Source organism: Acidovorax sacchari (assembly GCF_042847045.1).
GTDB lineage: Bacteria > Pseudomonadota > Gammaproteobacteria > Burkholderiales > Burkholderiaceae_C > Paracidovorax > Paracidovorax sacchari.
In genome coordinates this window covers 911,344-925,501 of the sequence record NZ_AP035783.1, presented here as the reverse complement: position 1 = coordinate 925,501, position 14,158 = coordinate 911,344, and the positions used below count along the sequence as shown (strand labels likewise).

Annotated in this window: 10 protein-coding genes; 9 read left to right on the top strand and 1 reads right to left on the bottom strand. The window is 69.2% G+C overall.

Translation table 11 applies throughout. The annotated features are described in order from the left end of the window. Positions 1-44: 44 nt before the first annotated feature. Positions 45-2,129: a glucans biosynthesis glucosyltransferase MdoH gene (gene mdoH / locus ACGHC0_RS04200; protein ID WP_415267517.1), complete on the top strand. Its 2,085-nt coding sequence runs from the start codon at positions 45-47 to the stop codon at positions 2,127-2,129. A gap of 158 nt (positions 2,130-2,287) precedes the next feature. On the opposite strand, the gene ffh is transcribed toward mdoH, so the two are convergent. Beyond that, positions 2,288-3,667 carry a signal recognition particle protein gene (ffh, locus tag ACGHC0_RS04195; RefSeq protein WP_208942073.1) on the bottom strand — a complete coding sequence of 460 codons (1,380 nt, stop codon included), beginning with the start codon at positions 3,665-3,667 and terminating at the stop codon, positions 2,288-2,290. An 80-nt stretch (positions 3,668-3,747) separates the two neighbouring features. Here ffh and ACGHC0_RS04190 point away from each other — a divergent pair, with 80 nt between their 5' ends. The 8 genes from ACGHC0_RS04190 (at position 3,748) to ACGHC0_RS04155 (ending at position 14,092) form a co-directional block, all read left to right on the top strand. Continuing rightward, positions 3,748-4,545, top strand: coding sequence for a cytochrome C assembly family protein (locus ACGHC0_RS04190; RefSeq protein WP_415267516.1), 798 nt, complete (start codon positions 3,748-3,750; stop codon positions 4,543-4,545). After that, the gene (locus tag ACGHC0_RS04185; protein ID WP_415267515.1) at positions 4,542-4,769 is read left to right on the top strand and encodes a PP0621 family protein; all 228 of its coding nucleotides are present in this window, start codon (positions 4,542-4,544) and stop codon (positions 4,767-4,769) included. Before ACGHC0_RS04190 ends, ACGHC0_RS04185 begins: the two co-directional genes overlap by 4 nt. Before the next feature lie 9 nt (positions 4,770-4,778). Further along, positions 4,779-6,488 carry a sensor histidine kinase gene (locus ACGHC0_RS04180; RefSeq protein ID WP_415267514.1) on the top strand — a complete coding sequence of 570 codons (1,710 nt, stop codon included), beginning with the start codon at positions 4,779-4,781 and terminating at the stop codon, positions 6,486-6,488. A 20-nt stretch (positions 6,489-6,508) separates the two neighbouring features. Then, on the top strand, positions 6,509-7,999 hold the full coding sequence (locus ACGHC0_RS04175) for a sigma-54-dependent transcriptional regulator (RefSeq protein WP_415267513.1): 1,491 nt from the start codon (positions 6,509-6,511) through the stop codon (positions 7,997-7,999). After that, positions 7,986-8,618: a 1,6-anhydro-N-acetylmuramyl-L-alanine amidase AmpD gene (gene ampD, locus ACGHC0_RS04170; RefSeq protein ID WP_368354112.1), complete on the top strand. Its 633-nt coding sequence runs from the start codon at positions 7,986-7,988 to the stop codon at positions 8,616-8,618. The genes ACGHC0_RS04175 and ampD overlap by 14 nt, the downstream gene beginning before the upstream one ends. 367 nt (positions 8,619-8,985) lie before the next feature. Further along, positions 8,986-11,937 carry a ribonucleoside-diphosphate reductase subunit alpha gene (locus tag ACGHC0_RS04165; protein WP_415267512.1) on the top strand — a complete coding sequence of 984 codons (2,952 nt, stop codon included), beginning with the start codon at positions 8,986-8,988 and terminating at the stop codon, positions 11,935-11,937. Positions 11,938-12,074: 137 nt separating this feature from the next. After that, a complete protein-coding gene (locus tag ACGHC0_RS04160) occupies positions 12,075-13,274 on the top strand; it encodes a ribonucleotide-diphosphate reductase subunit beta (protein WP_368354110.1) in 1,200 nt (399 codons plus the stop codon). Between the two features lie 188 nt (positions 13,275-13,462). Beyond that, positions 13,463-14,092 carry a histone gene (locus ACGHC0_RS04155; RefSeq protein WP_368354109.1) on the top strand — a complete coding sequence of 210 codons (630 nt, stop codon included), beginning with the start codon at positions 13,463-13,465 and terminating at the stop codon, positions 14,090-14,092. The last annotated feature ends 66 nt before the right edge of the window (positions 14,093-14,158 follow it).

Sequence of the window (14,158 nt, the reverse complement as noted above, 5' to 3'; positions counted from 1 at the left end):
ACGCACCTGTCTTCCTGGAACACCACAACCGAGTGAGCACAACCATGGAATCCCTATCCTCCCGACCGGAAGCCGCCCCCCGCAACACCGCGGGCACGCCCGCTCCCGCCGTGGTGGCGCGCCGTGGCGCACGCTACCCCCGACCGGTGGAGTCGTCGCGCAGCACGCTGCGCGAAGACCGCCATCCCAATTCGCTCACCGCACCGCCCGTGCACCGCGGCTCCATGGCGCCGCTGCCCTGGCGCGGCTTCTGGAACAGCATCGGCACCGCCGTGCTGATGCGCCTCAACGGCCGCAAGGCCTCCGCCGCGACAGCCCCCGCCGCGCCGCAGGAGCCCTGGGAGCGCGCCGCCCGCCAGCGCCGCAACATCTTCCTGCTGCTGGCCCTCGCCACCAGCGCCCTGGCCACGACGCTCTTTGCCGGCGTGCAGCCCAGCTATGACAGCGCCTGGCTCGAATACGGCCAGCTCGCCCTCTTCGCCCTGCTCTCCACCTGGGTGGTGACCGGCTTCCTCACGGCCATGATGGGCTTCTGGGTGATGCTGCGCGGCGACCGCCACGCCCTGTCGGCGAAAAGCGTCCGCAACGACGTGCTGAGCCCCGACGCCCGCACCGCGATCATCATGCCCATCTGCAACGAGGATGTGGCGACGGTGTTCGCGGGCCTGCGCGCCACCTGCGAATCGGTGGCCGCCACGGGCCATGCGAAGACCTTCGACGTCTTCGTGCTCTCCGACAGCTATGACCCCGAGATCGCCGCCGCCGAGCGCGCCGCCTGGGAAGAACTGCGTGCCGTGCTGGCCGCCAACGCCAACCAGCCGCAGGTCGAGGTGTACTACCGCCTGCGCACCCGCCGCAGCCACCGCAAGGCCGGCAACGTGGCCGATTTCTGCCGCCGCTGGGGCAAGGACTACAAGTACATGGTGGTCCTCGACGCCGACAGCGTGATGAGCGGCGACTGCATCGTCTCCATGGCCAAGCTCATGGAAGCCCATCCGCGCGCCGGCATCATCCAGACCGCCACGCAGGCCATCGGCCACGTCACGCTGCACGCCCGTGCCCAGCAGTTCGCCTCGCGCGTCACCGGCCGGCTGTTCACGCTGGGCATGCAGTTCTGGCAGCTCGGCGAATCCCACTACTGGGGCCACAACGCCATCATCCGCGTGAAGCCCTTCATGGACCACTGCGCCCTGGCCCCCATCAAGGGCACGGGCGGCATGAGCGGCGGCATCATGAGCCACGACTTCGTCGAGGCCGCGCTGATGCGCCGCGCCGGCTACCACGTATGGCTGGTCTCCGACCTGGTGGGCAGCTATGAACAGCAGCCGCCGGACCTGCTGTCCGAACTGCAGCGCGACCGCCGCTGGTGCCAGGGCAACCTGCAGAACGCCCGCCTGATGGCCGAGCCCGGCATCCACCCCGTGCACCGCGCCATGTTCGTGACCGGCGCCATGGCCTACCTCTCGGCCCCCCTGTGGCTGGCCTTCATCACCTTCGGCACCGTGCTGTGGCTGTCCGGCGCCCGCCTCGTGGCCGACTGGAACGTGCTGCCCGGCGAACTGATGGCCCTGTGGGCGTGGACGCTGTGCATGCTGTTCCTGCCCCGCGTGCTGGGCGTGGCCGCCATCCTCATGAAGGGCGAGCAGAAGCAGTACGGCGGCACGGCCAGCGTGTTCAAGAGCGCCGCGCTGGAAAGCGCCATGGCCATCCTGCAGGCGCCCATCCGCATGCTCGGCCATTCGCTCTTCGTGATCGTCGCCCTGACCGGCCTCAAGCTCGACTGGAAGTCGCCCCCCCGCGAAGCCAATGCCGTGCCCTGGAAGGACGCCCTGCGCCAACTGGCCCCGATGAGCCTCGTGATCGCCCTGCTGGGCGTGGGCGTGGCGCTGATCGACCCCACCGCGCTGGTCTGGCTGATGCCCGTGGGCCTGCCGCTGGTGATGGCCATTCCCCTGGTGGTGCTGTCCAGCCAGATCGCCCTCGGCCGCACCCTGCGCGCCCAGCGCCTGCTGCTGATCCCCGAAGAGGCCTGGTCGCCGCCCGTGCTGCGCCGCGCCTGGATGCACGCCACCCAGCTGAAGAACGGCGGCCCGCTGCGCCAGCCCGCGCCGCTGCTCAAGGCGGCCTGAGGCACCGATTGCCCCTCGTGCGCGCACGGCGCGCACTTTCAAGCCGGCCCCCTGGGCCGGCTTTTTTCATGGACGGCCGGCAGGGCCGCGGCCAAAGAAAAGGCCCTGCGGGGCAGGGCCTGGATCGAGAGTGAAGAAGAAAGACGACGTGGAAAGGATCAGAACGGCAGCTTGGGCATGCCGCCCCCGCCGAAGCCCTTCATGCCGCCCATCTTCTTCATCATCTTCATGAGGCCGCCGCCCTTCATCTTCTTCATCATGCCCTGCATCTGGTCGAACTCGTTGAGCAGGCGGTTCACCTCCTGCACCTGCACGCCCGCCCCGGCCGCGATGCGCTTCTTGCGCGTGGCCTTGATGATCTCGGGCTTGCGGCGCTCCTGGGGCGTCATGCTCTGGATGATGCCTTCCTTGCGGCGGATGTCCTTCTCGGCCTTGTTCATGTCCACCTGGCCAGCCTTGGCCATCAGTTCGGAGGGCAGCTTGTCCATGAGGCTGGAGATGCCGCCCATCTGCTTCATCTGCTGCAGCTGGCCGAGGAAGTCGTTCAGGTCGAAGCCGTCGCCGCTCTTGACCTTGGCGGCCAGCTTCTGCGCTGCCTCCAGATCGACGCCCGCGCTCACCTGCTCCACCAGGGCCACGATGTCGCCCATGCCCAGCACGCGGCCTGCATGGCGTTCGGCGTCGAACACTTCCAGGCCGTCGATCTTCTCGGACACGCCGGCGAACTTGATGGGCGCGCCCGTCACCTGCCGCACGGACAGAGCCGCGCCGCCGCGGGAGTCGCCGTCGAGCTTGGTCAGCACGATGCCGGTGAGCGGCAGCGCCTCCTTGAACGCCTTGGCGGTGTTGACCGCATCCTGGCCCTGCATGGCATCGACCACGAACAGCGTCTCGACCGGGTTCAGCGCCGCGTGCAGCTCCTTGATCTCGTTCATGAGCGCCTCGTCGATCGCGAGGCGGCCGGCCGTATCGACCAGCAGCACGTCGAAATAGTGGCGGCGGGCGTGGTCGATCGCGGCGCGCGCGATGTCCAGGGGCTTCTGGTCGGGCGTGCTGGGGAACCATTCGGCGCCCGCCTGCCTGGTCACCGTCTTGAGCTGCTCGATGGCCGCCGGGCGGTACACGTCTCCGGAGACGGTGAGCACCTTCTTCTTGCGTTTCTCGATCAGGTGCTTGGCGAGCTTGGCCGTGGTCGTCGTCTTGCCGGCGCCCTGCAGGCCCGCCATCAGGATCACGGCCGGCGGCTGGGCGGCGAGGTTGATGTCCGACACGCCCTCGCCCATGGTCGCGGCCAGCTCGCGGTTCACGATGGAGACCAGCGTCTGCCCGGGCTTGAGCGAGCCCAGCACTTCCTGGCCCAGGGCCTTTTCCTTCACGCGCGCGATGAAGTCGCGCACCACCGGCAGGGCCACGTCGGCCTCCAGCAGCGCCATGCGCACCTCGCGCAGCATGTCCTGCACGTTGGATTCGGTGATGCGGGCCTGGCCGCGCATCTCCTTGACGAGCCGGGAGAGTTTTTCGGTGAGGGCGGATGCCATGGGACGTATTCCGGTTGGGCGGGCCGGACGCTGCATCCGGGCCGGGCCGCCTGGGCAGCGGCGGGCTAAACTGTGGGCCCATGATTTTACCCAGCGTCTCCTCCGCCCACTGGCTGCTCTCCCTGGGCGCGGCGCTGGCCTACGCGGTACCGGCCCTGGCGGCCGCCCGCATCGGCGCGGAACGCGGCCGCGCCGCGCTCTGGGTGGCCTGGGTGCTGCACGCCGCGGTGCTGGCCTGGAGCCTGCTGGGCGACACGCCCCGCTTCGGCTTCGCACCCGCGCTCTCGATGACGGCCTGGCTGGTGCTCACCGTCTATGCGATCGAGCACCAGGTCTTCCCGCAGATGCGCACGCGCTGGATGCTCGCCGCCCTGGGCGCCGCGGCCGTGCTGCTGGCCCTGGTGTTCCCCGGGCAGCCGCTGCACGTCAACGCCTCGGCCTGGCTGCCGCTGCACCTCGCCCTGGGCATCGCCTCCTACGGACTCTTCGCCGCGGCCGTCGTGCACGCCTGGCTCATGACCCGCGCCGAGCGCCGCATCCGCCAGGCGGCGGACCCGCGCAGCGGGGTGCCGCTGCTCACGCTGGAGCGGCTCACCTTCCGCTTCGTCGTGGCCGGCTTCGTCCTGCTCACCGCCACGCTCGCGGCGGGCCTGCTGTTCGGCGAAACGCTCTACGGCCGTGCCTGGAACTGGGACCACAAGGCCGTGTTCTCCGTGCTCTCGTGGCTCACCTTCGCCGTGCTGCTCATCGGGCGCTCCCGGTTCGGCTGGCGCGGCCGCATCGCGGTGCGCGTGCTCTACGCCGGGGCCGGCCTGCTGCTGCTGGCGTACGTGGGATCGCGCTTCGTGCTCGAAGTGGTGCTGGGGCGCTCGGTGTGAAATACCTCGTGCTGCTGCTCGTGCTGGCCGTCGCCTTCTGGCTGTGGCGCGGCGGCGCGCGGCGCGGCCAGGTGGCCAGCGCCGAGGCCCGCGCCCGCCTGGCGAAGCCGCAGGACATGGTGCCGTGCGCCCACTGCGGCGTGCACGTGCCGGCCTCGCAGGCGATCGCGCACGGCGGGCACACCTACTGCGGCCCGGAGCACCAGCGCCTGGGCCCCCGCTAGGGCCGCAACGTGTCCCAGTGGTCCCACTCCACCCTGCAGGTGCCCGTGGCGGATCCGCCCTTCGCGCGCCTGTGGACCAGCTTCCTCGCCGGCCGCGTGGTGGTGGCCGTGGCCCTGCTGCTGCTGCAGGCCCTGGGCTTCGCCTTCAACCAGGGCGCCGGCCCGGCTCTCACGGGCCTGTGCACCCTCTACCTGCTGGCGGCGGTCATGACGCTGGCCATCTCGGGCGAGAAGCCGCCCCCGCCGCAGGCCGGCATCCGCTGGTTGCCCACCATCGGGGTGGACCTGGCGCTGATCGCCAGCCTGCAGATGCTGCAGTCGGGCGCGATGAACTACACGCCCCTGTTCGGCCTGCCCATCCTCATGGCGGGCGTGCTGGGCACCCTCACCCTGGCGCTGGGCACGACCGCGGCCGCCACCCTGCTGCTGCTGGCCTGGACCTGGTGGCTGGGCGGCGCGGGCACGGCCGAATCGACGCAGCGCTATTTCCAGGCCGCGCTGACGGGCACCGGCTACTTCATCGTCGCCTACCTCGTCCACCAGCTGGCCACGCGCCTGCACCGCGAGCAGCAGCTGGCGCTGGAAGGCCAGCTCGCCGCGAAGCTGCAGGAACAGGTGAGCGCGCTCGTGATCGACCACCTCTCCGACGGCGTGATCGTGGTGGACGGCCGCGACACCGTCCGCCTCGCCAACCCGGCCGCCCTGCTGCTGCTCGGCGAATCGCCCCAGCCTGCACCGCCGTTCCCTCTCACGAGCTCGCCGTCCTGGGGCCCCCTGCTCGACATGGCCCGGCAGACCTTCCGCCTGGCGCAGCCGCAGGGCGCCGATGTGGACATCCTGCAGCCGGGCCAGAGCCCGCTCGCGCTGCACGTGCGGACCTGGCTCACGGCCTCGCCCCTGATCGCGCTCGACACCGGCGGTGCGCAGATGTGCGTCATGTTCCTGCACGACCTGCGCGAGATGGAGGCGCGCCTGCGCACCGAGAAGCTCGCCGCCATGGGGCGCATGTCCGCCGCCGTGGCCCACGAGATCCGCAATCCGCTGGCCGCCATCGTGCAGGCCAACGCGCTGCTGGAGGAAGACCTGTCCGACCCGGCCCACCGGCGGCTCGCCCACATGGTGCAGCAGAATGCCGACCGGCTCGCCCGCATCGCGGAAGAGGTGCTGGACATCGCACGCGTGCAGCACCAGATCGACCATGCGCCTGCCGGCACGCTGCCGCTGGACGACTCGGTGGCCCAGGTCTGCCGGGACTGGCAGTCGCACAGCCCGCACAGCCGCCGCGCCCAGCTGTCGCTGCATGCGGCGGGCACGCAGGTGGAATTCGACGCCGACCACCTGCGGCGCGTGCTGGTGAACCTGCTGGACAACGCCCTGCGCTACATGGGCGCCGAGCCGGACTCGCTGTGCATCTCCACCTACACCAATGCCGGGGGCCAGGCACACCTGCAGGTCTGGAGCGATGGCGCTCCGCTGGACAAGACCGTGGAGCGCCACCTGTTCGAGCCCTTCTTCTCGTCCGAGAGCCGCTCCAGCGGCCTGGGCCTCTATATCTGCCGCGAACTCTGCCAGCGCCATGGCGCCTCCGTCGGCTACCAGCGGCTCACGCGGGTGCTGGAGCGCGGGGCTATCGGCGGCAACGCGTTCACGGTGGCCTTCCGCCGCGCCGCGAGGCCGGGCGGGCCGTCGTCCACGCTGTTTGACACAATCGTCGTCTGACACTGCCTGCCCGCTCCGCCATGAATGCCCCCGCCGCCACCATCCTGGTCGTCGATGACGAGCCCGACCTGCGCACGCTCTACGAACTCACGCTGCTGCGCGAGGGCTACCGCGTGGAGACGGCGGCGACCGTCGAGGAGGCGCGCCGGCAGCTCCAGAGCCGGCGGTTCGACGCCGTCATCACCGACATGCGCCTGCCGGACGGCTTCGGCATGGAACTGCTGCAGGAGATCCGCCAGCAGAAGCGGCGCGAGCGCTGCGTGGTGATGACCGCCTACGGCTCGGCGGAGAACGCCGTCGAGGCACTGCGCTCCGGCGCGTTCGACTACCTCACCAAGCCGGTGGACCTCAAGCAGTTCCGCTCCGTGGTCGCCTCGGCCGTGCAGGGCACGGGCGGCGTGCCGCCGCCCCGCTCCGCGCGGCCCGGCCCGCCGGGAGCTGCCACGGCCGCCAGCCTGTCCGGGCTCGATCCGCTCGTGGGCGATTCGGAGGCCATGCGCAACGTCAAGCAGCGCATCGCCAAGGTCGCGCGCAGCATGGCTCCCGTGCTGATCCGCGGCGAATCGGGCACCGGCAAGGAACTCGTCGCCCGTGCCCTGCACGGCTGCAGCCAGCGCGCCGACGGCCCGCTGGTGGCCGTGAACTGCGGCGCCATCCCCGAGAACCTGCTGGAGGCGGAATTCTTCGGCGCGCGCAAGGGCTCCTACACCGGCGCCAGCCAGGACCGGGACGGCTACTTCCAGGCCGCCCGCGGGGGCACGCTGTTCCTCGACGAGATCGGCGACCTGCCCCTGTCCATGCAGGCCAAGCTGCTGCGCGCCATCCAGGAGCGCAGCGTGCGCCCCCTGGGGTCCACCCAGGAGGACACCGTGGACGTGCGGATCGTCAGCGCCACCCACCGCGATCTCGCCGCCGACGTGCAGGCGGGCCGCTTCCGGCAGGATCTCTACTACCGCCTCAACGTGATCGAGGTCGTGATCCCGCCGCTGCGCGAGCGCCGCGAGGACCTTCCCGCCCTGTGCGCCGCGCTGCTCGACCGCATCGCCGCGGAGACCGGCCTGCCCGCGCCGCCGCTGACCGCCGAGGCCCTGGCGGACATCGCCCGGCACCCGCTCACCGGCAACGTGCGCGAACTGGAGAACCTGCTGCACCGCGCCGTGGCGCTGAGCGACGGCGGCGAACTCCACATCGAATGCCCCGCGGACGCCGCTGCCGGCACGCCGCACGCACCCGCGGCCGCAGCCCCGGCGCCCGAGGCCCCCGGCGTGCCGGCCGGCACCGCGGACCCGCTCCCCGCGGCCCACGTGCCCCTGCCCAGCGACCTGCAGGGCTGGCTCGACCAGCAGGAGCGCGAGATCCTGGTGCGCGCCCTGCGCGAGCACGGGTTCAACCGCACGGCCACCGCCGCCCGCCTGGGCATCAGCCTGCGGCAGATCCGCTACCGCATCGACCGCCTGGCCATCGCCACGCCGCAGGACGACGACGCGCCCGACGACCATGCAGCCTCCTGACCCCATGAACGATGCCCGGGGCGGCAGCGGCCCGGGCGAGGCCGGCCCGCGCTGGAACGGTGGCTGGTATCTGCCCGCCACCGCCCTGCCCTCGCCGAACTTCGGCCCCCGCCCCACCCGGGCCGCCATCGATCTCATCGTGGTGCATTCCATCAGCCTGCCCCCGGGCGAATATGGCACCGGCGAAGTCCAGCGCCTCTTCACCAATGCGCTGGACTGGGATGCCCACCCCTACTACGCCGGCATCCGCGGCCTGCAGGTCTCGGCCCACTTCTTCATCGAGCGCAGCGGTCGGGTGTGGCAGTTCGTGGACTGCGGCGACCGCGCATGGCATGCCGGCCCGTCCGCCTACCGGGGCCGGGACAACTGCAACGACGACTCGATCGGCATCGAACTGGAAGGACTGGAAGGCGACACCTTCGAACCCGCCCAGTACCAGGCGCTCGCCACGCTGTGCCGCGACATCGCGCAACGCTATCCCGTGGCCCACGTCGCGGGCCACGAGCATGTCGCGCCCGGGCGCAAGCAGGACCCCGGACCGGGGTTCGACTGGCGGGAACTGCAGTCCCGGCTGGGCAGCCCGCGCATCGACTTCCCGCCGCAAGTCAAGCCCTCCTGACCGGCGAGCAAGGGTTTTCCCGAAGCGCTGGCGCGGACGAGGGCAAATCGCGACACTCGCTCCCCTTGCGCCCCACCAGCACTGGCGCCGGTCCGCGCCGCGCTCTGGTCCCGCAACACGCGCCAGGCCTTGCTGAACGCTCCGGAACCACCGTCTGGCGCGGCCTCCAGGACCGGTCTCCCCCTTCCGTGCCAACGCATGGAAACATCGCGTGGCTACACGCATCGAATTTCAAGAGATACACTACATGTAGTGCCCAGGTAGTCATTTGACCACTACCTATAGCGTTCCGCATTACGCAATCAACTGGCGGTGTGCGCCTACACCACCGTCCTTTTCTGCCACCCCATCCACCGAGGTTTCCTGTATGCAGCCTGCGCTGAGCCCATCATCCGCCACGACCGCACCCGATCAGACGCCTGCGGCGCAGGGCACCGAGCCCGCGGCCGGCGGCCACCCGCTCTCGCACTACCAGATCATCCGCCGCAATGGCGCGGTCGTGCCTTTCGAGCCGCAGAAGATCGCCGTGGCCATGATGAAGGCCTTCCTCGCGGTGCACGGCACCCAGGGCGCGGCCTCGGCCAGCGTGCGCGAGACGGTGGACACCCTGACCCAGTCCGTGGTGCGCGCGCTCATGCGCTCGCGCCCGGGCGGCGGCACGTTCCACATCGAGGACGTGCAGGACAACGTGGAACTGAGCCTCATGCGCGGCGGCCACCATGAAGTCGCCCGCGCCTACGTGCTCTACCGCGAGCGCCGCACCCAGGAGCGTGCGCACCAGCAGCACGACCGCCAGCCCGTGCCCTCCACGCCGGTGCTGCACGTGATCGACAACGGCCAGCGCGTGCCGCTCGACGAGGCCCGCCTGCGCGGCCTGATCGACTCCGCCTGCGCCAACCTCGGCCAGGACGTGCACGCCGCACCCATCGTGGCCGAGACGCTGCGCAACCTGTATGACGGCGTCCCGATGGACGAGGTGTACAAGGCCTCCATCCTGGCCGCGCGCACGCTGATCGAGAAGGACCCCGACTACACCTACGCCACCGCCCGCCTGCTGCTGCACACCATCGTGCGCGAGGTGCTGGGCCAGGACGTGGTGCCCGCCGACATGGGCCCGGCCTATGCCGCCTACTTCCCGCAGTTCATCCAGAAGGGCGTGGACAACGAACTGCTAGACCCCCGCCTGCTGCAGTACGACCTGGCCCGCCTGGGCGCCGCGCTCGATGCCGGCCGCGACCAGCAGTTCGACTACCTGGGCCTGCAGACCCTGTACGACCGCTACTTCCTGCACGTGCGCAAGACCCGCATCGAGCTGCCCCAGTGCTTCTTCATGCGCGTGGCCATGGGCCTGGCGCTGAACGAGCCCGACCGCGAGGCCCGTGCCATCGAGTTCTACGAGGTGCTGTCGTCGTTCGACTTCATGTCGTCCACGCCCACGCTCTTCAACAGCGGCACGCTGCGCTCGCAGCTGTCCTCGTGCTACCTGACCACGGTGCCCGACGACCTCGACGGCATCTACGAATCCATCAAGGAAAACGCCCTGCTCTCCAAGTTCGCGGGCGGCCTGGGCAACGACTGGACCCGCGTGCGCGCGCTCGGCTCCCACATCAAGGGCACGAACGGCGAATCGCAGGGCGTGGTGCCGTTCCTCAAGGTGGTGAACGACACGGCCGTGGCCGTGAACCAGGGCGGCAAGCGCAAGGGTGCCGTCTGCACCTACCTGGAAACCTGGCACCTCGACATCGAGGAGTTCCTGGAGCTGCGCAAGAACACCGGCGACGACCGCCGCCGCACGCACGACATGAACACGGCCAACTGGATCCCCGACCTGTTCATGCGCCGCGTGATGGAAAAGGGCACCTGGACGCTGTTCTCTCCCTCTTCCGTGCCGGACCTGCACGACCTGTTCGGCGCCGACTTCGAGAAGGCCTACGTCGCCTATGAAGAGAAGGCCGCGCGCGGCGAGATCAAGCCTTCGCGCACCGTGCAGGCCACCGACCTGTGGCGCAAGATCCTCACGATGCTGTTCGAGACCGGCCACCCCTGGATCACGTTCAAGGACGCCTGCAACGTGCGCTCGCCCCAGCAGCACGCCGGCGTGGTGCACTCGTCCAACCTCTGCACCGAGATCACGCTCAACACCAGCGACGCCGAAACTGCCGTGTGCAACCTCGGCTCGGTGAACCTCGTGCGCCACCTGAAGGACGGCCCGGACGGCAAGGAGCTCGACCACGCCAAGCTGCGCAAGACCATCTCCACGGCCATGCGCATGCTCGACAACGTGATCGACATCAACTACTACGCGGTCGAGAAGGCTCGCAACTCCAACATGCGCCACCGCCCGGTGGGCCTGGGCCTGATGGCCTTCCAGGACAGCCTGTACGAGCTGCGCATTCCCTACGCCTCGCAGGCCGCGGTGGAATTCGCCGACTGCTCGATGGAAGCGATCTGCTACTACGCCTACTGGGCCTCCACCGAACTCGCCCAGGAACGCGGCAGGTACTCCAGCTACCCCGGCTCGCTTTGGGACCGCGGCATCCTGCCGATCGACACGCTCGACCTGCTGGAGAAGGCCCGCGGCGGCTACGTGGAAGTGGACCGCGCCGCCACCCTCGACTGGGACGCGCTGCGCCAGAAGATCGCCCGCGACGGCATGCGCAACTCCAACTGCGTGGCCATCGCCCCCACGGCCACCATCTCCAACATCGTCGGCGTGGACGCCTCGATCGAGCCGTCCTTCGGCAACCTGTCGGTCAAGTCGAACCTGTCGGGCGAGTTCACCGTCATCAACGGCTATCTCGTGCGCGACCTCAAGCGCCTGGGCCTGTGGGACGACGTGATGGTCATGGACCTCAAGCACTTCAAGGGATCGCTGCACCCGATCGACCGCGTGCCGCAGGACGTGAAGGCGCTGTATTCCACCGCCTTCGAAGTGGCGCCCACGTGGCTGGTGGAGGCCGCATCGCGCCGCCAGAAGTGGATCGACCAGGCGCAGAGCCTGAACATCTACATGGCCGGCGCATCCGGCAAGAAGCTCGACGAGACCTACAAGCTCGCCTGGGTGCGCGGCCTCAAGACCACGTACTACCTGCGCACGCAGAGCGCGACGCACGTCGAGATGAGCACCGTGAACACGCGCCAGCTCAACGCCGTTTCGTCGGGCAGCGACGGCGCGATGCAGGCCGCCGGCAGCGGCGCCGCACGCCCCGGCGCGCTCGATGCGGCCGCCGCCGCAGCGCAATCGCAGGCCGCCGCGCTGCCCGCGACCGACGTGAAGTTCTGCGCCATCGACGACCCCACCTGCGAAGCCTGCCAGTGATGTGACGCGCTGCGAGGAAGGTCCCCGCGCGGGACCTTCCTCGCATGTGCTGTGAAGCAACAAAAACATCTCTGCGCCACGCTGCGGCGCTTTTATTTTTGCAGCGCTGCTTTCATAATCCGACCATTGGAAGACCTATGCTGAACTGGGACGAAGAAGTCAAGCCCTCATCGCAGAAAACTCCGGACGGCGGTCTGCAAAGCCACCGTCCCGACATGGCGCCCCCTGCGTCTTTCCAGAGCCCGGCACTGCAGGCCGTGGCCACCTCCGCATCCCCCGCCGCGGCCTCGACTTCCAACGCCGCGACACCCGCACAGCACCGCCGCGTGAATGCCGCCGACAAGCGCATCATCAACGGCCAGACCGACGTCAACCAGCTCGTTCCCTTCAAGTACAAGTGGGCCTGGGAAAAGTACCTGGCCACCTGCGCCAACCACTGGATGCCGCAGGAGGTCAACATGACCCGCGACATCGCGCTGTGGAAGGACCCGAACGGCCTGACCGAGGACGAGCGCCGCATCGTCAAGCGCAACCTCGGCTTCTTCGTCACCGCCGATTCGCTGGCCGCCAACAACATCGTGCTGGGCACGTACCGCCACATCACCGCGCCCGAGTGCCGCCAGTTCCTGCTGCGCCAGGCCTTCGAGGAAGCGATCCACACGCACGCCTACCAGTACATCGTCGAGTCGCTCGGCCTCGACGAGAGCGAGATCTTCAACGCCTACAACGAAGTCGATTCGATCCGCAACAAGGACGAGTTCCTGATCCCCTTCATCGAGGCGATCATGGACCCCGACTTCAAGACCGGCACGCCCGAGACCGACCAGACCCTGCTGAAGTCGCTCATCGTGTTCGCCTGCCTGATGGAAGGCCTGTTCTTCTACGTCGGCTTCACGCAGATCCTCGCGCTGGGCCGCCAGAACAAGATGACCGGCGCCGCCGAGCAGTACCAGTACATCCTGCGCGACGAGTCGATGCACTGCAACTTCGGCATCGACCTGATCAACCAGCTCAAGCTCGAGAACCCGCACCTCTGGACCGCGGAGTTCAAGGAAGAGATCAAGGGCCTGTTCATGAAGGCCGTCGAGCTGGAGTACCAGTACGCGGAAGACACCATGCCCCGCGGCGTGCTGGGCATGAACGCGTCCATGTTCAAGGGCTACCTGCGCTACATCGCCAACCGGCGCGCCACGCAGATCGGCCTGGAGGCGCTCTTCCCCAACGAAGAGAATCCTTTCCCCTGGATGAGCGAGATGATCGACCTGAAGAAGGAACGCAACTTCTTCGAGACGCGCGTCATCGAGTACCAGTCCGGCGGCGCACTGTCCTGGGATTAGTCGATCCCGTAATTCCAGGCCATGTATTTTCATTCCACGCCCCGCACCGGCAGCCCGCAAGGGCCCTGCCGTGCGGGGCGTTCCCGCGTTCATGGCGGTGGGTGCCCGAGAGCCCCCATCGCCATGGATCGCTCCCTGTCCAATGCAGGCATGGAGCGCTCTTTGCAAATCGACCCAAGGAGAAAATGATGGCAACTGCGAAGAAGACGACCGCCGCCAAGAAGGCAGCACCCGCCGCGAAGAAAGCGGCTTCCACCAAGGCAGCGACGACCGTGAAGAAGGCCGCCGCAGCACCGGCATCGGCCAAGAAGGCCGCCGCCACGACGAAGAAGGCCGCACCGGCGAAGAAGGCTGCAGCCCCCGCCAAGAAGGCAGCTGCACCGGCAAAGAAGGCCGCAGCCCCCGCCAAGAAGGCAGCTGCACCGGCAAAGAAGGCCGCAGCCCCCGCCAAGAAGGCAGCCGCACCGGCGAAGAAGGCCGCAGCCCCCGCCAAGAAGGCAGCCGCACCGGCAAAGAAGGCCGCAGCCCCCGCCAAGAAGGCAGCCGCACCGGCGAAGAAGGCCGCAGCCCCCGCCAAGAAGGCAGCTGCACCGGCGAAGAAGGCCGCAGCTCCCGCCAAGAAGGCAGCCGCACCGGCGAAGAAGGCCGCAGCAGCTCCTGCCAAGAAGGCCACCGGCACCACCAAGGCTGCCGCACCGAAGAAGGCTGCTCCGAAAAAGGCGGCCTCCAAGGCCTCTGCCCCTGCGCCTGCTCCTGCAGCACAGACCACGCTGAACCCGCAGGCCGCATGGCCTTTCCCGACGGGCACCAAGCCCTGAGCGACCACAGCGGCCCGCCGCCCCGTCCGCGGGGCTGGTCCCACCCGGTGCATGCACCGGGTTTTT